The 18629-nt window shown below is 64.4% G+C and carries 22 protein-coding genes; 12 read left to right on the top strand and 10 right to left on the bottom strand.

Features of this window, described 5'->3' with window-relative positions; translation table 11 throughout:
• Window position 1 precedes the first annotated feature (1 nt).
• Window positions 2–2200, top strand: coding sequence for a heavy metal translocating P-type ATPase (locus ACRCSW_RS10995; protein WP_438705021.1), 2199 nt, complete (start codon window positions 2–4; stop codon window positions 2198–2200).
• Window positions 2201–2359 (top strand): cbb3-type cytochrome oxidase assembly protein CcoS, encoded by a 159-nt coding sequence (ccoS, locus tag ACRCSW_RS10990; RefSeq protein WP_438705019.1) that lies wholly within the window; start codon window positions 2201–2203, stop codon window positions 2357–2359.
• A gap of 60 nt (window positions 2360–2419) precedes the next feature.
• Here the strand turns inward: ccoS and ACRCSW_RS10985 are convergent, their stop codons facing one another.
• From ACRCSW_RS10985 to ACRCSW_RS10975, 3 genes are all read right to left on the bottom strand, one after another.
• Window positions 2420–3097 carry a fumarylacetoacetate hydrolase family protein gene (locus ACRCSW_RS10985; protein ID WP_438705018.1) on the bottom strand — a complete coding sequence of 226 codons (678 nt, stop codon included), beginning with the start codon at window positions 3095–3097 and terminating at the stop codon, window positions 2420–2422.
• Window positions 3098–3100: 3 nt separating this feature from the next.
• Window positions 3101–5056 carry a D-alanyl-D-alanine carboxypeptidase family protein gene (locus tag ACRCSW_RS10980; RefSeq protein WP_438705054.1) on the bottom strand — a complete coding sequence of 652 codons (1956 nt, stop codon included), beginning with the start codon at window positions 5054–5056 and terminating at the stop codon, window positions 3101–3103.
• 232 nt (window positions 5057–5288) lie between these two features.
• Window positions 5289–5996, bottom strand: coding sequence for an HAD family hydrolase (locus tag ACRCSW_RS10975; RefSeq protein WP_438705016.1), 708 nt, complete (start codon window positions 5994–5996; stop codon window positions 5289–5291).
• 108 nt (window positions 5997–6104) lie between these two features.
• Here ACRCSW_RS10975 and clpS point away from each other — a divergent pair, with 108 nt between their 5' ends.
• The 3 genes from clpS to ACRCSW_RS10960 are packed head-to-tail and all read left to right on the top strand — an operon-like array spanning window position 6105 to window position 8285.
• Window positions 6105–6425 (top strand): ATP-dependent Clp protease adapter ClpS, encoded by a 321-nt coding sequence (clpS, locus tag ACRCSW_RS10970; protein WP_438705052.1) that lies wholly within the window; start codon window positions 6105–6107, stop codon window positions 6423–6425.
• A 46-nt stretch (window positions 6426–6471) separates the two neighbouring features.
• A complete protein-coding gene (locus tag ACRCSW_RS10965) occupies window positions 6472–7452 on the top strand; it encodes a class I SAM-dependent methyltransferase (RefSeq protein ID WP_438705014.1) in 981 nt (326 codons plus the stop codon).
• Window positions 7453–7472: 20 nt separating this feature from the next.
• On the top strand, window positions 7473–8285 hold the full coding sequence (locus ACRCSW_RS10960; protein WP_438705012.1) for an SDR family NAD(P)-dependent oxidoreductase: 813 nt from the start codon (window positions 7473–7475) through the stop codon (window positions 8283–8285).
• Here ACRCSW_RS10960 and ACRCSW_RS10955 read toward each other — a convergent pair whose 3' ends face one another.
• Complete coding sequence (locus ACRCSW_RS10955) at window positions 8286–8678, bottom strand: hypothetical protein (protein WP_438705011.1); 393 nt, start codon at window positions 8676–8678, stop codon at window positions 8286–8288. It lies immediately after the preceding gene.
• Window positions 8679–8753: 75 nt separating this feature from the next.
• Between ACRCSW_RS10955 and hemF the strand changes: the two genes are divergently transcribed.
• Genes hemF through ACRCSW_RS10940 form a run of 3 tightly spaced genes read left to right on the top strand, consistent with a single transcriptional unit; the run spans window position 8754 to window position 10599 of the window.
• On the top strand, window positions 8754–9614 hold the full coding sequence (gene hemF, locus ACRCSW_RS10950; RefSeq protein WP_438705009.1) for an oxygen-dependent coproporphyrinogen oxidase: 861 nt from the start codon (window positions 8754–8756) through the stop codon (window positions 9612–9614).
• A gap of 10 nt (window positions 9615–9624) precedes the next feature.
• Entirely contained in the window at window positions 9625–10239 is a 615-nt protein-coding gene (locus ACRCSW_RS10945; protein WP_438705008.1) for a LysE family translocator, read from the top strand.
• A gap of 6 nt (window positions 10240–10245) precedes the next feature.
• The gene (locus ACRCSW_RS10940) at window positions 10246–10599 is read left to right on the top strand and encodes a hypothetical protein (protein WP_438705006.1); all 354 of its coding nucleotides are present in this window, start codon (window positions 10246–10248) and stop codon (window positions 10597–10599) included.
• A gap of 63 nt (window positions 10600–10662) precedes the next feature.
• Here ACRCSW_RS10940 and ACRCSW_RS10935 read toward each other — a convergent pair whose 3' ends face one another.
• Genes ACRCSW_RS10935 through ACRCSW_RS10910 form a run of 6 tightly spaced genes read right to left on the bottom strand, consistent with a single transcriptional unit; the run spans window position 10663 to window position 13908 of the window.
• The gene (locus ACRCSW_RS10935) at window positions 10663–10941 is read right to left on the bottom strand and encodes a hypothetical protein (RefSeq protein ID WP_438705005.1); all 279 of its coding nucleotides are present in this window, start codon (window positions 10939–10941) and stop codon (window positions 10663–10665) included.
• Window positions 10938–11615 (bottom strand): hypothetical protein, encoded by a 678-nt coding sequence (locus ACRCSW_RS10930; protein ID WP_438705004.1) that lies wholly within the window; start codon window positions 11613–11615, stop codon window positions 10938–10940. The genes ACRCSW_RS10935 and ACRCSW_RS10930 overlap by 4 nt, the downstream gene beginning before the upstream one ends.
• Before the next feature lie 37 nt (window positions 11616–11652).
• Window positions 11653–13089 carry an APC family permease gene (locus ACRCSW_RS10925; protein ID WP_438705003.1) on the bottom strand — a complete coding sequence of 479 codons (1437 nt, stop codon included), beginning with the start codon at window positions 13087–13089 and terminating at the stop codon, window positions 11653–11655.
• A 4-nt stretch (window positions 13090–13093) separates the two neighbouring features.
• Window positions 13094–13261, bottom strand: a complete 168-nt coding sequence (locus ACRCSW_RS10920; protein WP_438705002.1) for a hypothetical protein — start codon at window positions 13259–13261, stop codon at window positions 13094–13096.
• A 9-nt stretch (window positions 13262–13270) separates the two neighbouring features.
• Window positions 13271–13651 (bottom strand): hypothetical protein, encoded by a 381-nt coding sequence (locus tag ACRCSW_RS10915; protein WP_438705001.1) that lies wholly within the window; start codon window positions 13649–13651, stop codon window positions 13271–13273.
• Window positions 13652–13653: 2 nt separating this feature from the next.
• Window positions 13654–13908, bottom strand: coding sequence for a hypothetical protein (locus ACRCSW_RS10910; RefSeq protein WP_438705000.1), 255 nt, complete (start codon window positions 13906–13908; stop codon window positions 13654–13656).
• A gap of 270 nt (window positions 13909–14178) precedes the next feature.
• Between ACRCSW_RS10910 and ACRCSW_RS10905 the strand changes: the two genes are divergently transcribed.
• From ACRCSW_RS10905 to glnT, 4 genes are all read left to right on the top strand, one after another.
• Entirely contained in the window at window positions 14179–15075 is an 897-nt protein-coding gene (locus ACRCSW_RS10905; protein ID WP_438704999.1) for a class II glutamine amidotransferase, read from the top strand.
• Window positions 15076–15765 carry a protein GlxC gene (locus ACRCSW_RS10900; protein ID WP_438704998.1) on the top strand — a complete coding sequence of 230 codons (690 nt, stop codon included), beginning with the start codon at window positions 15076–15078 and terminating at the stop codon, window positions 15763–15765. It abuts the gene before it with no gap.
• A 100-nt stretch (window positions 15766–15865) separates the two neighbouring features.
• Window positions 15866–17194 (top strand): FMN-binding glutamate synthase family protein, encoded by a 1329-nt coding sequence (locus tag ACRCSW_RS10895; protein ID WP_438704997.1) that lies wholly within the window; start codon window positions 15866–15868, stop codon window positions 17192–17194.
• 31 nt (window positions 17195–17225) lie between these two features.
• Window positions 17226–18533 carry a type III glutamate--ammonia ligase gene (gene glnT / locus ACRCSW_RS10890; RefSeq protein WP_438704996.1) on the top strand — a complete coding sequence of 436 codons (1308 nt, stop codon included), beginning with the start codon at window positions 17226–17228 and terminating at the stop codon, window positions 18531–18533.
• Window positions 18534–18629 lie beyond the last annotated feature (96 nt).

The following is an 18629-nucleotide window of genomic DNA, read 5'->3' as shown; positions in this document are numbered from 1 at the left end:
GATGACCGTAGCCGAGGACTTCGGACGAGCCCCAGTTTCCGCCTGCCCGGCCTGCGCGGTGGTGCCCGCAGCCGAGCGGATTGCGGCGCTTCGGGCCGAGCGGGAAGGGCGGATCGTGTTGTCGCTGCCGGGGGCTGATGGCGCGGAGACGATCTCGGCGGTTGAAGCCGCGTTGCAGGCGGTGCCGGGGGTGCGTTCAGCGCGGGTGAACCTGACGCTGAAGCGGGTAAGCGTCGATGCCGCACCGGAGGTGACGCCCGCCTGGCTGATCGCTGTTCTGGCGGGCGAGGGGCGGGAGGCGCATGAGCTCGATCCGGGCCAGCTTTCGGCGACCGAGACGGACCGGCAGGGGCGCGATCTTTTGATGCGGCTGGGGGTGGCGTTCTTCTCGATGATGAATGTGATGCTTCTGTCGGTCGCGGTCTGGTCTGGGGCCGAGGACGCGACGCGGGACCTGTTCCACTGGATCTCCGGGGCGATTGCCCTGCCTACCGTGATCTTCGCGGGGCAGCCGTTCTTTCGCTCGGCCTGGGCGTCGTTGCGGGCTGGGCGGCTGGGGATGGATGTGCCGATTTCGCTGGCGTTGATTCTGGCGTCCTCGATATCGGTTTATGAGACCTGGATGTCGGGGGAACACGCCTATTTCGATGCGGCGGTGATGCTGGCGTTCTTCCTGCTTCTGGGCCGCTATCTCGATCATCGGACGCGGGCCATTGCGCGGTCCGCCGCGGAGGAGCTGGCGGCGCTGGAAGTGCCCCGCGCGGTTGTTCTTGAGGATGGAGTGGAGGTCGAACGTGCGATCTCGACCGTCGCGCCGGGCGATACGGTCCTGGTCCGGCCCGGCGCGCGGATGCCGGTTGATGGGGTGGTGGTCAAGGGCGCGTCGGAGGTGGACCGGAGCCTTTTGACCGGGGAAAGCCTGCCGGTTCAGGCGGCTGAGGGCACTGTGGTCAGCGCGGGCGAGGTGAACCTGACCGGACCGCTGACAGTGCGCGTGACGGCGGCGGGGAAGGACAGCTCGCTGCACCGGATGGCGGACCTGGTGGCGGTGGCCGAGGGGGCGAAGACGCGGTACACGAGCCTCGCCGACCGGGCAGCGAAGCTGTACTCGCCGCTGGTGCACATCCTGTCGTTCAGCGCCTTTGGGTACTGGATGTGGGCGACCGGGGGGGGGGACGTTCGCTATGCCATCAACATATCGGCAGCGGTGCTGATCATCACCTGCCCGTGTGCGCTGGGGCTGGCGGTTCCGGCGGTGATCACTTCGGCCTCTGGGCGGTTGTTCCGGAAGGGACTCCTTATCAAGCACGGCACGGCGCTGGAGCGGCTGGCGGAGGTTGACACGGTTGTGTTCGACAAGACCGGGACGCTGACGCTGGGGGTGCCCGAACCCGTGGCTTTGGCTGAACAACCGCGCGAAGCGGTGGCGGTAGCGGCGGCACTTGCGGCGGGGTCGTCGCATCCGCTGGCGCGGGCTTTGGCCGAAGGTGCGCGGGCGGCGGGGATCGCTCCGGTGGCGGTGGAGGATATCCGCGAGGTTCCGGGGCACGGGGTCGAGGGCCGGTGGCGGGGCGGGCGGGTGCGGTTGGGCCGGGGCGACTGGTGCGGGGCTGACGCGCTGCCAGTCACCGCGACCTACCTGAGCCTGAACGGGGCCACCCATGCCTTCGTCTTTACCGACCGGCCCCGGCCTGGGGCGGCCGAGGCTGTCCGCGCGCTGCAGGCGGCGGGGCTGCGGGTGGAGCTTCTGTCCGGTGACACCGAGGCGCCGGTGCGCGAACTGGCTGAGAGGCTGGGGATCGCCGACTGGCGGGCGGGCGTTCTGCCCGAAGCCAAGGCCGCGCGGGTGGCGGCGCTGTCAGCCGAGGGGCGCAAGGTGCTGATGGTCGGCGACGGGTTGAACGATACGGCGGCGCTGGCGGCGGCGCATGTGTCGATCTCGCCCGCGACGGCGCTGGATGCAGCGCGGGTGGCGTCGGACATCGTGCTTCTCGGGCAGGACATGGCGCCGATTGCCGATGCGGTCCGGATCGGGCGGCAGTCGGCGCGCAGGATGGTGGAGAACTTCCTCATATCGGGGGGCTACAACGTAGTGGCCGTGCCTTTGGCGCTTGTGGGTATGGCGACACCCTTGGCTGCGGCTTTGGCGATGTCGCTGTCGTCGATTACGGTGTCTTTGAACGCGATGCGGTTGAAGTAGATGGAAATCCTGGCGATCCTGATCCCGGTGTCGTTGTTCCTGGGCGGGATCGGCCTCGCGGCCTTCTTCTGGGCGCTGCGCACGCGGCAGTTCGACGACCCGGAGGGCGATGCGAACCGGATCCTCACGAAGGACTGGGACGACCGGCCGAAGCCGTGACCAAATTCCTTAAGTAAGGAATTTGACAAGTTTCTTACTTAAGAAACTTGGGTCCCGGCCTCAAGCGATCATCACGGTTGCTGACTGCAGCCCCTCGATCTCGACCTTGCAGGTGTCGCCCCGGTTCAACGGGCCAACGCCTGCGGGCGTGCCGGTGAAGATCAGGTCGCCGGGTGACAGGCTGACCATCCGTGACAGGGCGGCGATGATCGACGCGGGCGTCCAGATCATGTCCGAGGTCCTGGCCTCTTGACGGGTCGCCCCGTTCACTGAGCAGCGCAAGGTCGCGTCCGGGAGAGGGCCGGGGCGGATTGCGCCGACGACGGCGGATTTGTCGAAACCCTTGGCCATGTCCCACGGACGGCGGGTGGCCTTGGCCTCGGCCTGGAGGTCGCGGCGGGTGAGGTCGTTGCCGGCGGCATGGCCCCAGATCATCGCTTCGGCATCGGACTCGGCAACCATCGCACCGCTTTTCCCGATCGCGACGACCAGTTCGCCTTCATAGTGCAAATTCGCCGTCGCCGTAGGATAGGGAATGCGGGTTCCGGATTCCACCACTGCGTCGGCCGGCTTGGTGAAGAAGAAGGGCGGTTCAGCCTCGTCGCCGCCTCCCATTTCCTTGGCGTGCTCGGCATAGTTCCGGCCGACGCAGAAGATGCGGCGGACCGGGAAGCGTTCGGGGCGGCCGGTGACGGCGAGCGTGACAGTCGGCAGAGCCGGGAAGACGAGCGCGACCATGGCTCAGCCCCCCACGGTTTCGCAGGGGATCGCGCGGGCGCTGAGGCGGCGGCAGGCGAGTTCGGCCTGTTCCTCGGTCAGCCCCATGAAGCTGGCGCGCCAGACGCCGCCCGACTGGGTGGTCCGGCGGTTTCCTTCGTTCAACGTGGCGCTTTCGGCCAGCGCGGTCTTGAGAAGCGCCCGTTCCGCCTCATAGCGCGAAGGGTATTCGCCGACGTTCACCCCGAAGTGCCGTCCGCCCGAGGTGGACATCACGACGACCACTTCTTCCTGGGCTTCCTCGACAGGGACCTCGACGGCCTCGACCGCGTCGAAAATCGGAGCTTGGCGCTTCGGGGTCTCGACCGCAGCTGCGGCCAGCTCGACCTCTGGTGGAGCGACGGTCGCGGCGCCCGCGACAGTTTCAACTTCGGTGACGTCGGCTAGAAGGGCGACGGGCTGATCGGCCTCGGCCACTTCGGTACCGGGGTCCGTGACCACCAGCTCGGGCTCCGGCGCGGCCTCTGCCACCACGACTTCTTCGACCGCCTGTTCCTCTACAGCGGGCGCCGCTGCCGTTTCCACCGGGACTTCGGCCGGGGCTTCGGCTGCGGCAACAACGGTTTCCGGAAGCGCTTCGGGCCGGGCCTTGGGCTTCATGTCGGCCAGGGCAGGGTCAATCTCGGGCGCGGGGGCCTCTTCAGGCGGCAAAGCTGCAATTTCGGTTTCGGCGGGTGCTGCACCGGTTGCGAGAGCCGCGGCCTGCGCGTCGAGTGTTCCGGGCGCCGCTTCGGGGGTCGCGGCAGCCGCGAGGGCTACCTCTTCCTCGACCACCGCTTCGGGCGCTTCGGCGGCGGCGATTTCTTCGTCGACCGTCGCTTCAGGGAGTGGCGTCTCGACCGGAGCTTCGCCTGCAGCCATCGCCTCGGCCTGGAATTCCAGTGTTCCTTCGGGTGCAGGTTCTGCGGTGGCCTCTGCAAGCGCGCCTTCGATGCCTTCGGCCATGGCAATCGCCACTTCGTCGGGAACTGTAGCTTGATCGGGTCGTGCCTTGGGCCTTGGAGACGTTTTCACGGCGCCTGACACCCGGACGATCTTGCCCGCGCCACCCTCGGCATCGATCTCGTCAATTCCGTTTTCGACCGAGGCTATCAGCGCATCGTCCACAGGTGCGGCCTCTGGTGGCTGTTCGGTCACGTTGTTCCGTGCCTTGCCAAAGCCGATGTCCATCAGCTCGGCCATCCGCGCGTTGCGGTTTGCGGTCGACGTGCCGCCAAAGACGGTTGCGATGATGTGCTTCTTGCCGCGATGCGCAGAGGCTGTCAGGTTGAAGCCGGCAGCTCCGGTGTAGCCGGTCTTGATCCCGTCAGCGCCTTCGTAGGCGTCCAGAAACCGCGAGTTGGTGTTCGTCACGGTCGCGATTCCGGCATCGGCCGTGCGGCGCGAGAAGATGTGGTAGTACTGCGGGAAGTCATAGAAGAGGTGGCGGCCGAGGATGTTCATGTCGTGGGCCGTCGAGAGATGCCCATCCGCGGTCAGGCCGTTCGCGTTCTTGAAGGTGGTGTCGTGCATCCCCAGCGAGCGCGCGGTCTTCGTCATCCGCTTGGCAAAGGCCGCGGCGTCGCCGCTGATGGCATCACCGATGGCTGAGGCCGCGTCGTTTGCCGATTTGATGGCCGCTGCACGGATCAGATAGCGGAGCGCGATCTTCTGGCCCGGTTTCAGGCCAAGCCGCGAGGGCGGCTGCGAGGCGGCGTATTTCGACACCGTCACCTTGGTGTCGAGCGTGATGTTCCCCGCCTCGATCTCCTGAAAGGCGATGTAAAGCGTCATCATCTTCGTGAGGGACGCGGGATGAAGCCGGGTATTGGCGTTCTTTTCGTAAAGAACCTCGCCCGTTCGTCCGTCCATCACGATGGCCGCGAAGGGTGCGGCTTGAAGGGGTGACGTCACCACAACAGTGCTGACGACAAATATCATAAGAATTGCGCGAAAAATCCGCTCGAGAAGCGATGCCACGTCGCCCACCTTTTGCCTGCTGGCCCGGATTTTCCGGTGCCGTTTTCTGCCTCGAGGTGAAGGCTAGCACAGAGAATGCGATCCGAAAACCTAAAAATTACAAAGGGTTTCAGGGCGCAGTTGAAGTAGTTGCAACGAAGCTGCACCCCGGTTTTCGGCCAGCAATATCTGGGGTATCCAGGGGCGTCCGCCCCTAGCTGTTGCGGCCGGGCTTCAGCCTGCCCACCAGGTCCGGCAATCCGCCGAGATCGGCGAGCACATGAAAGCGCCGGTGGCCCTCGGGCGGATCGGCGGCCTCAAGCGCCCAGGTCATGCCATGCGGGATGTGGACACCCCATGACCCTGCCTCCAGTGCCGGGATCACATCGGATTTCAATGAGTTACCGACCATCATCGCCTGATCGGCTCCAGTTCCGTGGCGGTCGAAAATGATGCGGTAGGCATCAGCGGTCTTGTGGCTGACGATCTCGACCCCGTGGAACAGGTCGCCCAGTCCGGACTGCGCGAGCTTGCGTTCCTGGTCCAGAAGGTCGCCCTTGGTGATCAGCACCACCCGGTATTCCGCCGCCAGGGACGTCACCGTTCGGCGCGCGTGGGGCAGAAGCTCGATCGGATGTTCCAGCATATCGCGGCCGGCGGCGATCAGTTCGGCGATGACGCTGGCAGAGACGCGGCCCTCCGTCACCTCGATGGCGGTTTCGATCATCGACAGCGTGAAACCCTTCACGCCAAACCCGTAATGACCCAGATTGCGCCGCTCTGCCGCCTCCAGCCGCTCCCTCAGATGGTCGGGTGCTGCATGGTCGGCAAGAAGCCGCACGAACTGGTCCTGGGTCAGGCGGAAGAAGCTCTCGTTCTGCCAGAGTGTGTCGTCCGCATCGAAGCCAATCGTCGTCAGCATGTCCGCCCCTTTTCGCCGGATCAAAAAAGGCTATATTTCGCATGTCAGATGCAACCCCCGAATCTCGTAGCCGGAGCCCGTAGACCCGTGTCCATCCGCCCATTGACCATGTCCGACAAGACGGATGGCCCGGGGAATGACACGTCGCTGCTGACCAAGACAAAGACCAAGACCGAGCGGCCGCCGCTTTACAAGATCCTGTTATTGAACGACGATTACACGCCGATGGAGTTTGTCGTCCATGTGCTGGAACGGTTCTTCGGCCTTAATCACGCGCAGGCGTTCGAGATCATGCTGACGGTCCACAAGAAGGGGCTGGCGGTGGTCGGGGTGTTTTCGTTCGAGGTGGCCGAGACGAAGGTTGCGCAGGTGATGGACTTCGCGCGGCGCCATCAGCACCCGCTGCAATGCACGATGGAAAAGGAATGATCGTGCAATCCTCTGGCAGAAGGGTCTAGGGGCTTCGTCCCCGCCCATGCGATCCGCCCGACTGTCCCTGGCGCTGCAAAGCGGTGCGTTGGAGCTTCCTTCTGGGGGAAAGATGGCGGTCTATCGCCCCCGGATCGGTGATGACCTGTCAGAGCTGCCCCGCGAAAGGGTGGTGGTGCTGACGGGCTTCAAGCCGGATCATGACCATTTCGCCGCAGGTTACTCTGTGACGCCTGAGCCGGACTATGCGGCAGCGATCGTCTGCCTGCCGCGTTCGCGCGAGGCAGCGCGCGCGCTGATCGCGCAGGCTGCGGCAGAGGTTCGTCCGGGCGGGTGGATTGCGGTCGACGGGCAGAAGACCGATGGGATCGATACCGCGCTGAAGGACCTTCGGGGCCGGGTGGAGTTGTCCGAGAGCCTTTCAAAGGCGCACGGCAAGCTGGCTTCGTTTGCGGCAGGGCCTGACCTGTCCGACTGGCGGGCCCAGCCGCATCTGGTGGACGGTTTCCAGACGCTGCCCGGCATATTCTCGGCTGATGGGCCTGACCCCGGTTCGCTGCTGCTGGCGACTGCGCTTCCCGCGAAGCTTTCCGGCAAGGTTGCTGACCTGGGCGCTGGCTGGGGTTACCTCGCCCGGGAAATCCTGACGCGCCCCGGCGTGAAGCAACTCGACCTGGTCGAGGCCGAGGCCGATGCACTGACCTGCGCGAAGGTCAACGTCACCGATCCCCGCACGCGGTTCCATTGGGCCGATGCCACCACCTTCCGGCCGGATACGCTGCTGGATGCTGTGGTGATGAACCCGCCCTTCCATTCCGGACGCGAGGCCGACCCGGCGCTTGGCGGCGCGTTCATCCGGGCCGCCCGGCGCATGCTTGCCCCTGACGGCAGCCTCTGGCTGGTTGCAAACCGGCACCTGCCCTATGACGTCGTGTTGGCGGACTGCTTCCTTGAGATCAAGGATGTGGTCAGCGACAGCGGCTTTCGCGTGATCCATGCCACAAAGCCCAAACGGGCCAAACCCTGACTGACCAAGAGGCCTGAACCATGTCTTTCTCCATCTCCGGCAAGACCGCCATCGTGACGGGCGCTGCATCGGGTATCGGCCTCGCCATCGCGCGGCACCTGGTCGACAAGGGGGCGAACGTGATGTTCGCCGATATGGACGAGGGCAAGCTTGAAGCCGAAGTGGGCGAAGAGGCACGGGCCGAGGGGCCGATCCGGATGTTCGCCGGGGACCTGACCGAGAAGCTTGCGATTGCCAATCTTCTGTCGGCCACCGTCGATTGCTTTGACCGCGTGGACATTCTTGTCAACGCCAACCGCAAGACCTTTGTCTCGGACATCCTGAATCCCGAAGCGGATGGGGTGGAAGAGCTTTGGCGGCATAACGTGCTGTCGGCGCTGCGGATTTCGCAGATGACGGCGAAGCGGATGATCCAGCACGCAGCCCGGGCGGAAGTGGAAGCCGGCACGATGCTCGGCTCGATCGTAAACCTTTCGTCGATCTCGGCCAAGGCGACGCGGCCCGAGCTTCTTGCCTATTCGATGGCGGCGGCGGCGATGGACCAGATGACCAGGTCGCTTGCCGTGGCGCTGGCGCCGAAAGGGATCCGGGTGAATGCGGTGGCGTTTGGCAGCGTGATGAGCGCCAGCCTGCAGGCCGCGTTGAAGGAGAACCCGGGGTATCGCGACCAGATTACCGAGGCGACGCCGCTTTGCCGGATCGCCTCACCCGCCGAGCTGGTAGAGGCGGTGCAGTTTCTGGCCTCGGACGCGGCGGGGTTCGTGACCGGTCAGGTGCTTACGGTCGATGGCGGGCGCGGGCTTCTGGACGTGGTGGCGGCACCCGCGCATTGATCATTCCGGGTATTGGGCCTTGCACTCTTTGATCACCGCCTCGGCCTGGCGGGCCAGTTCGCGGCGCTTTGTCTTCAGGCTGTCAAGCTTCCGCGCCTCTTCGTTCAGGTCGATGGCCTTGGGCCGTTCGACTGTATAGGACCGCTCTTTCAGGCAGAGCCGGGGCTGGACGACAGGTTGACCGTCGACGGTGGTGGTCTCATAGCAGGTGCCCCAGTAGTCCTCGTATTCTGTCACCGTCACAAGCGCGTAGCCGCGCTGCAGATTGCCTTCGGTCTCGACGATCAGCCGCTCTACCACCCGCAGGTCGCGGGTGTTGCGGTTGATGCACTGTTCCTGCGGGGTCCCGCAGGCCGCCAGAAGCAAAAGTGCGGGGAAAATCAGTCGTTTCATCGGGCGCTCCTTGGGCTGTGGAAAGCGGCGCGCGGCAGTGCTAGGTAAGGGAAAGGCGACCCCGGAGGCTTCAGGATGACCGATCCGTTCGATACCCGCAAGGCCGAGGCAGCGGCCTGGTTCCGCACCCTGCGCGACCGGATCGTGGCGGCCTTCGAGGGGCTTGAGGACCGGTTTGGCGGCGGCTCTCCGGGCCGGTTCGAGGTGACGCCCACCACCCGTGCAGACGGCGGCGGCGGGCTGATGAGCGTGCTGCGGGGCGGCGGGGTTTTCGAGAAGGTGGGGGTCAACTGGTCGGAAGTGCATGGTGTGCTTGGCGAAAAAGCCCAGCGTGCCATGGCCGCGCGAGGGGTGCCGGGGATGGACAAGGACCCGCGGTTCTGGGCCTCGGGCATTTCGCTCGTGGCGCATATGGCGAACCCGCATGCGCCTGCGGTGCATATGAACACCCGGATGTTCTGGACACCCGGCGCGTGGTGGTTCGGGGGCGGGTCGGACCTGAACCCCTGCATCGAATATGCCGAGGACACCGCGCATTTTCATGCCGAGATGCAGCGGGCCTGCGATGCGCATTCGCCGGACTACTATCCGCGTTTCAAGGCCTGGGCGGACGAGTACTTCTTCATCCCGCATCGTGGCCGCGCGCGCGGTGTGGGCGGGATATTCTACGACGATCTGAACACCGGCGACTGGGACAAGGATTTCGCCTTTACCCGCGCGGTAGGGTCGGCCTTTCTGCCCGCTTTCCTGCCGGTGACCGAGCGTCGGCTGGGCGCGCCATGGTCCGAGGCCGACCGCGAGGTGCAGCTGATCCACCGGGGTCTTTATGCCGAATACAACCTTGTCTACGACCGGGGCACGAAGTTCGGCCTCGAGACCGGTCACGACGCGAATGCGGTCCTGATGAGCCTGCCGCCAGTCGCGAAATGGCACTAGGACGCTGCGGGTGCCAGAGCTTCCGAACCTTGCGTCATTCCTGCTCACGGCCCTGGTGCTGGAAATCACGCCGGGTCCCAACATGGCGTGGCTGGCGCTTCTGACCGCCACGGCCGGGCGCGTGGCCGGGCTGGCAGCCGTGGCGGGGATCACGCTGGGCCTTGCGGTGCAAGCCTTCCTGGCCGCGCTGGGGGTTGCGTCCGCGATAGCTGCCTGGCCGGAGCTTTACACTGTGTTGCATCTGGCGGGCGTGGGCTTTCTGGTCTGGCTGGCCTGGGAAAGCTGGCGCGATGCGGGCAATCCGGCGCATCACCTTCCTGGCGGCGGCGAGACGGGTTCGGACGGCTTCAACCGGGGGCTTATATCCAACCTCTTGAACCCGAAAGCAGCGGTCTTCTTCGTTACGGTGCTGCCCGGTTTCCTTACAGAGAGCGCCGATGTCAGCGAAGCATTGGTGTTGTCGGCTGTCTATCTGGCCGTAGCAACGGCAGTGCATGGCACGATCGTCGGTTTGGCCGGTGGTCTTAGGGGATCGCTTGCCGATCCGGCGGTTTCGGTAAGAATGCATCGCGTGCAGGCGGCGTCGCTCTTGGCAGTGGCAGTCTGGCTTTTCTGGCGGGGTTAGGTCGCAATGGCGGATATCACAGTCAAGGCGGCATACGGCTCGGTCGTCGAGGACGAAGGGCAGCTCTTCGTGGGCTTTGCCGAGGGAGAGGATGAGGAGGAGGGCTATGTGCTCTTCCGTCAGCCTGTCGGCGGCGGGCCGGTCTGGTTCGAGGTGAATGACGAGAGCTTTGGGGCCGAGGATGCGATTGAGGCGGTGGTCGCGGGGACCAAGGGCTTTGAGGTGACGATCCGGCCAGGGAAGCTTGCGGCGTTCGGCTTTGCGGCGACGGTTGCGGTGCGGGTCGGGCCTGCCTGCGAGGATGGCGAGGCGGCGGTCGAGGCCTTGAAGGGCATGCTCGGGGGGCTTTGGCGGGGGTGAAGCGGAGGCTCGTCGTTCGTCTTCGACTTCTCCTCGCGGGGTCGGCTGCGACGAGTGACGAAGTCATCGAGGAGCGTTTTCCTGGCGCTTCCAGACTTCGTGGCGGATTCGGGCGGTCTTGTAGGCGTCGAAGACTGCCATGGCCCAGACGAAAAGCGCGCCTGACAGTTTGCCCACAAAGGAGACGTCCGGGGCTGCGGTCTTCAGGGTGAAGGCGCCAAGCAGCACGGCAAAGCAGACGAAGATCAGACCCCTGACCGGCTGGCGGTTCAGGACTTGGCCCATGCCGGGCAGGACCAGTGCCACGGCGAGGACGCCATAGGGGTGCGGGGGTTGCTTCATGTCGGGGCTTTCGCAAGGGCGAGGATATTCTCGCGGATCGAACTGAGCCTGCCAAGAAGCGGCGACAGTCGCGCCCGGTCAAGGGGGGTCATGCCAAGCTCGGCGTCACGGAAGATGAGGTAGCGGCCGCGGTCGGCTTCCTCGGCCAGGATCACTATGCGGAGGCCCTTGGGCGACAGGACGAGTTCCTTGACGGCTGGGTCCAGGAAGAGGTCGGCGTGGCGAAGGATGACGGTCTCGGGCAGGACCTGACTGGCGTCATCGGTGCGGATGGCCACATGGACGGGGAGGCTGGGCGGGGTTGGAAGGGACTGGGGAAGGCCGGGAAAGCGGCTGAAGGGTTCGCCACCGGACGGGCGGGCCATGAGATCGACGGTGGCTTTCAGTGGCATGGGTTCGGTGAGGGTGACGAGGACCCAGAGTGCCGGGAGTTTGCGGAAGGCCAGCGTATCGGGAATGGCCTGAAGGTCGAAGGCAAGGCGCCCGCGGTTGCCGGCAAGGCGGGGAAAGCCGGTTGGCTCGATGCGGATTTGGCGATCGGTGAAGAGGGGCTTCACGGCGTCGAAATAGGCTGCCCGGGCAATGGACCGGCCCCGCGCCTCGCGGACAAGGCGGACCGCAAGCCAGAGGCCAAGGGCAGCGACTGCGGCGGCGAGAGGGATCAGAGGCGACATGGGAATGGGCCCGCCCGTTTCGGGGCGGGCCGCGCTTTCAATAGCCCTGCGGCTTTGGCCAGGGCATGGTGAACTGGGCGCCCCGGTTCACGAAGCGGTAACGCCAGAAGTGGAACCAGAGCGAGGCGACGATGTAGAAGCCGATCATCGCGATCAGCTGCGTGCCGTAGCCGAGGAACACCGCGAAGAAGGTCACGCCGCAGAGGGTGAGAAGCGTGATTGCGGGCAGGGGGTGGAACGGGTGTTCGTAGCCCCGCTTGATCGAGTTCAGGGGCCATTTGCGGCGGAACATGATGATGTTCAGCGGCATGAAGGTATAGCCGAGGAGACCAGAGAGGATCGAGAAGGTGATCACCTGGTCCAAAGGTGCGCCGAGAGCGAAGATGAGCGCGATGGGAACCAGGAACACGATCGACCGGTAGGGGGTGCGGTACTTCGGGTGGACCGCGCCGAACCAGCCGGGCAGGTATTTGTCGCGGCCCATGGCGAACCAGGCGCGGGACGCGTCGTTGATGCAGCCGTTGGCGGATGCGAGGGTGGCGAAGAGGGTGCCGAAGCCCAGAAGCCAGACGAGGCCGTTCGACCCGGCGAGCCGCGCGGTGTCGAAGAGGGGTGCCACCGATCCGTTGACGCCGTCGCCGAGGAACTCATACGGCAGTACACCGGTGCAGATGTACCAGGTGAGCGTGGCCGCGATGAGGAGGGTCATGATCCCGGTCAGCGTGCCGAACGGCAGCGCGCGGGCGGGGGAGCGGACTTCCTCGGCCGCTTGCGTCGTGCCTTCGATGCCAAGGTAGAACCAGAGGCCGAAGTGCATCGCGGCAAGGATGCCGATCCAGCCGTAGGGCAGTTCGTGGCCTTCGAAGAGGGCCGCGTGTTCCATGATCCCGCCGCCGACGATGCCGGAGGTGGCAACGAAGAGGACAAGGATCGCGACGAAGGCGATGGCGGTGATGACGAGGTTGAAGACCAGTGTCGCCAGCACTCCGCGGTAGTTCAGCCAGGCCAGGAACATGATGACGAGGATGATGAAGGGCCGCTGGTCCAGCGCCGCCTCGTGCCCCGACATCGTGGCCACGACGGAGAAGAGATAGCCCGCCGTGATCGCATTCCCCGCCTCAAGCATCGTATAGGCGAAGACGAGGTAGAGGCCGACGTTGAAGGCCATGAGCGGGCCGACGATGTGCTTGGCCTGGGTGTATTGGCCCCCGGCCGAGGCGACGGTGGAGGTGACCTCGCTATCGATCATGGCGACGCAGGTGTAGAGGATGCCGGCGAACCAGCAGGCGATGAGCGCGGCATAGGCGCCGCCTTTGCCGACGGCGAAGTTCCAGCCCATGTATTCGCCCACAAGGACGATGCCCACGCCCAATGCCCAGACATGCGCCGGGCCAAGGACGCGGAGGAGGCCGACCTTGGTGCCGTGCGGGCCTATGCCGTCCATGGTTTTCGAGGTGATGTCGGTATCGGTCATGACGTCACCCCTTGTGCTCTTCGGCCATGGCCTCAAGCTCGCCTTCGCGGGATGAGGTCAGCACGTCTTCGGAATAGCTGCTGTCGGTCTTCAGCCAATCCAGCACCATGTGCAGGCCGAAGGCTGCCGAAAGCCCCCAGGCCGCGTATTCGAGATAGTTCCAAAGCTCCATCGCGGCCCCCTATTCCTTGCCGAACTTTTCGGAAATGACCTCGCGGTATTCCACATCGGAAAACCGCAGGATCAGCACGTAGTAGAGGACGATGACCGCAATCATCGCCAGGAGGGCGCCGACAGAGAAGCTGTAGTCGAAGCGTGCGAGGATCAGGTCATGGGCTGTCTCGGGCGTGTAGCCGAGGGCCTCGTACTTGGCCGACTGCGCCTCGGTCTGGCCGAGGGTCTCCCACGTCGGGTTTGCGACGGGGGTAGCGACGGACTTGGCCGCACCGGCAATCTTCAGCCACACAGGCACGAAGAGCGCGCCGACGGTCAGGACGACCAGCACGATCACGTCGATCAGCTGGCCGACCATATTCTGCTTCGGGGGTTCGTAATGTGCCATCGTCATTTCCCTCCGCGCGCTTCGTCGAGGAACTTGATGTCGAGGCCGTACATGAAGTCCCGATCTTCGCGGTAGTGCCGCAGCATCGCGAGGATAGCGGCGGTGTTGAAGATCAGGATCACCGCCCCGCTGATCAGAAGGAGCACTCGCGCGCCTCCGCTCGGGGCCAGGTCCCAAGTGGCTATTGCCACGAAGATCATGGCGCACCAGAGGCCGATCACGAACGCCCATGCCACTTGCACGTCGCGTCGGTGCATCGCCTCAATCCGCTGATTAAGGTCTTCCACGAGTTCCCTCCCACGGGCCTTTGCTTCTATTTGCCGCAAGACGCGGCCCCGGCGTCGTTTCCCCAAGCGGCAAAATTGTTTTCTTAAGGGAAAGGCACCTGCGACATTCTGTCAAGAAAAACCGCATCTGCCTGATCTTTGGGCAGCGTATTTCCCGTGAAGTGAAAAAAGTTTCTCTCCAGTTGATAGCCGTAAAGGTCGGTGCTAGCGTCATCGCAACCAGTCGAAGGAGACGAATCCATGTGTGGCATCGTTGGGCTTTTCCTGAAGGACCCGAAGCTGGAGCCGAAGCTTGGGGCCATGCTGACGGACATGCTGATCACCATGACCGACCGGGGGCCGGACTCGGCCGGGATCGCCATTTATTCGGGGGCGAGGGATGGTCTGGGCAAGATCACGGTACAGTCGGCGCATCCTGAACGTGACTTCAAGGACCTGGACGGCGATCTGCATTCGGCCATCGGCCAGCCGGTCGCCATGCTGGTGAAAAGCACCCATGCCGTACTGGAAGTGCCGCTGGCGCAGCTTGACGCGGCGCGGTCGGCGCTGGCGCATCTTCGGCCTGAGGTGAAGGTGATGAGCGTGGGCGACTCGATCGAGATCTTCAAGGAAGTCGGCCTGCCGAAGGACGTGGCGCGGCGCTTTGACGTGGCGAAGATGAAAGGGACTCACGGGATCGGCCATACAAGGATGGCCACCGAATCCGCAGTTACGACCATGGGCGCACACCCGTTTTCTACGGGGTCGGACCAGTGCCTTGTCCACAACGGCTCGCTTTCCAACCACAACGGCGTGCGGCGCGAACTGAAGCGTCAGGGCATGACCTTCGAGACCGAGAACGACACCGAGGTCGCTGCGGCCTTCATCAGCCACAAGCTGAAGGAAGGCGAGGCGCTGGGGGAGGCGCTGGAGGCGACGCTCACCGATCTTGACGGGTTCTTCACCTTTGTCGTCGGCACCAAGAACGGCTTCGGCGTGGTGCGCGACCCCATCGCCTGCAAGCCAGCGGTGATGGCCGAAACGGATAACTACGTGGCCTTCGGGTCGGAATACCGCGCGCTGGTGAACCTGCCGGGGATCGAGCAGGCCCGCGTCTGGGAGCCCGAGCCCGCCACGGTCTATTTCTGGGAGCGTTGAATGCAAAGTTTCGATCTGGGGGCGCAGGGTCTGCGGGCGCTCAACTCGGCGCTGCATGCGCTGAAGGGGCAGACCAACATGACAGCGTGGGAGGTGATCAATCCCAAGGGCGCGCATGCGATTGCCGCCGGGGTGGATGCGCCGGTGGATATCACGGTGCGGGGGTCCACGGGGTATTACTGCGCGGGGATGAACAAGCAGGCGACGATCCGGATCAAGGGCTCGGCCGGGCCGGGCGTGGCGGAGAACATGATGTCCGGCACGGTGATCGTTGACGGAGATGCGTCGCAGTATGCGGGGGCCACAGGGCGCGGGGGGCTGTTGGTCATCAAGGGCAATGCTTCGTCGCGGTGCGGCATTTCGATGAAGGGGATCGACATCGTGGTGCATGGCAACATCGGCCATATGTCCTGCTTCATGGCGCAGTCGGGGAATGTCGTCGTGCTTGGGAATGCGGGCGAGGCGTTGGGTGACTCGCTCTATGAAGCGCGGTTGTTCGTGCGGGGCAGGGTGAAGTCGCTGGGGGCGGACTGCATCGAAAAGGAGATGCGTCCGGAGCATATCGCCCTTCTGGCTGACCTCTTGAAGCGCGGCGAGGCGGATGGGAAAGCGAAGCCGGAAGAGTTCCGGCGTTATGGTTCGGCCCGGAAGCTGTACAATTTCAACATCGACAACGCGTCGGCCTACTGATGCGCGACCTCTTGTCCCGCGCGCCGCAAATCTTTTCGAAAAGATTTGCAAGAGTTTTCGAAAACTCTTGCCCGACCCCAGCCGTTCGAGAAGGTGACGAATGACCGAATGCCCCAAGACCCCGCCCCGCTTTTCGGCCACCTTCACCCCGGCGGTGAACGCCGAAATCCGCCGCGCGGCTGCATCCGGCATCTACGATATCCGCGGCGGCGGGACGAAGCGGCATCTGCCGCATTTCGATGATCTGCTGTTTCTGGGGGCGTCCATTTCGCGGTATCCTCTGGAGGGCTACCGCGAGAAATGCGCGACGGATGTTTGGCTCGGGACGCGGCATGCGAAGAAGCCGATCCATCTGGATATTCCGGTGACCATCGCGGGGATGTCTTTTGGGGCCTTGTCCGGGCCGGCAAAGGAGGCCTTGGGGCGGGGGGCGTCGGCGGCCGGGACCTCCACCACCACTGGCGACGGGGGTATGACGGAAGAAGAGCGCGGCCATTCGAAGACACTGGTCTATCAGTATCTGCCCAGCCGCTATGGGATGAACCCCGATGACCTCCGTCGTGCGGATGCCATCGAGATTGTCGTCGGCCAGGGCGCGAAGCCCGGTGGCGGGGGGATGCTGCTGGGGCAGAAGATCTCCGACCGTGTGGCCAACATGCGCAACCTGCCGAAAGGGATCGACCAGCGCTCGGCCTGTCGGCATCCGGACTGGACGGGGCCGGACGACCTTGAGATCAAGATCATGGAGTTGCGCGAGATCACGGACTGGGAGAAGCCGATCTATGTGAAGGTCGGCGGCGCGCGGCCTTACTATGATACGGCGCTGGCGGTGAAGGCCGGGGCGGATGTTGTGGTGCTGGACGGGATGCAGGGCGGCACGGCGGCGACGCAGGATGTGTTCATCGAGCATGTGGGGATGCCGATCCTGGCCTGTATCCCGCAGGCGGTGAAGGCGCTGCAGGATCTGGGGATGCATCGGAAGGTTCAGCTCATCGTGTCGGGCGGGATCAGGTCGGGCGCGGATGTGGCCAAGGCGATGGCTTTGGGCGCGGATGCGGTGGCCATCGGGACGGCGGCGCTGATCGCGCTGGGGGACAACGACCCGAAGTGGGAAGAGGAATACCAGAAGCTCGGCACCACGGCGGACGCTTATGACGACTGGCACGAAGGCCGCGATCCGGCGGGGATCACCACTCAGGATCCGGAGCTTTACAAGCGGTTCGATCCGGTTCTGGGCGGGCGGCGGTTGAAGAATTACCTCAAGGTGATGACGCTGGAGGCGCAGACGATTGCCCGTGCCTGCGGCAAGAATCACCTGCACAATCTGGAGCCGGAGGACCTTTGCGCGCTGACGATTGAGGCGGCAGCAATGGCCGGTGTACCGATTGCGGGGACGAACTGGATACCCGGCCGCAACGGCGGGTTCTGAGACAATAAAAGACGAACAGGGAGTGACAGTGATGGCGAAAGACCTTGCCAAATGGGCCAAGGAAAAAGGCGTCAAGTATTTCATGATTTCCTACACTGACCTCTTCGGTGGTCAGCGGGCGAAGCTGGTGCCGACGCAGGCGATCAATGACATGGCGGTGGATGGCGCCGGGTTTGCCGGGTTCGCGACCTGGCTGGACCTGACGCCCGCCCACCCCGACCTGATGGCGGTGCCTGACCCGGAGAGCGTCATTCAACTCCCGTGGAAGAAGGACGTGGCCTGGGTCGCGGCGCGGGCGACGATGGAGGAGAAGCTTGTCGATCAGGCTCCGCGGAACGTGCTGGAGAAGCTGATTGCCGAGGCGGCGAAGGACGGGTTGCGGGTCAAGACGGGGGTGGAGCCGGAGTTCTTCATCCTGAACGCGGATGGGACCGGTGTCTCGGACGTCTACGACACGGCGGAAAAGCCCTGCTACGACCAGCAAGCGGTTATGCGGCGTTATGACGTCATCAGCGAGGTCTGCGACTACATGCTGGAGATGGGTTGGGAGCCCTACCAGAACGACCATGAAGACGCGATCGGCCAGTTCGAGATGAACTGGAAGTATGATGATGCTCTCCAGACGGCGGACAAGCATTCGTTCTTCAAGTTCATGGTCAAGTCGGTGGCCGAGAAGCACGGCTTCCGCGCGACCTTCATGCCGAAGCCGTTCAAGGGGCTGACGGGGTCGGGGTGCCATGCGCATATCTCGGTCTGGTCGATGGATGGGAAGACCAACGCTTTCGCGGACAAGAAGGCGGAGCTGGGGCTTTCGGACCGGGGGCGGAACTTTCTGGGCGGGATCATGAAACATGCCTCCGCTTTGGCGGCGATCACCAATCCGACGGTGAACAGCTACAAGCGGATCAATGCTCCCCGGACGACATCAGGGGCCACATGGGCGCCGAATACGGTGACCTGGACGGGGAACAACCGGACCCACATGGTCCGCGTGCCGGGGCCGGGGCGGTTCGAGCTCAGGCTGCCGGATGGGGCGGCGAACCCGTATCTGCTGCAGGCGGTGATCATCGCGGCGGGGTTGGATGGGGTGCGGACCAAGGCCGATCCGGGGCGGCGGTATGATATCGACATGTACCAGCACGGGCATACGGTGAAGGGGGCGCCGAAGCTGCCGTTGAACCTCCTCGATGCGCTCAGGGAGTATGATCGGGACAAGACGCTGAAGGCGATGATGGGGGAGGAGTTTTCGCAGGCCTACCTGAAGTTGAAGCATCAGGAATGGACGAGCTACTGCTCGCATTTCTCGACCTGGGAGACGGAGACCACGCTGGATATCTGAGAGCGTAACGCTGAGTTACGCTTGGGGGCCGCAAGGGATTCCAATGGGTTGGCTGGGGGGCGTTCAGGAAGCGTTAAGGCTTTCGGTGACGTATGG

It is taken from the genome of Tabrizicola sp. (genome assembly GCF_051645465.1).
GTDB lineage: Bacteria > Pseudomonadota > Alphaproteobacteria > Rhodobacterales > Rhodobacteraceae > Tabrizicola.
Note: the sequence above shows the minus strand (reverse complement) of the source record. Positions and strands in the feature narration are given on the sequence as shown.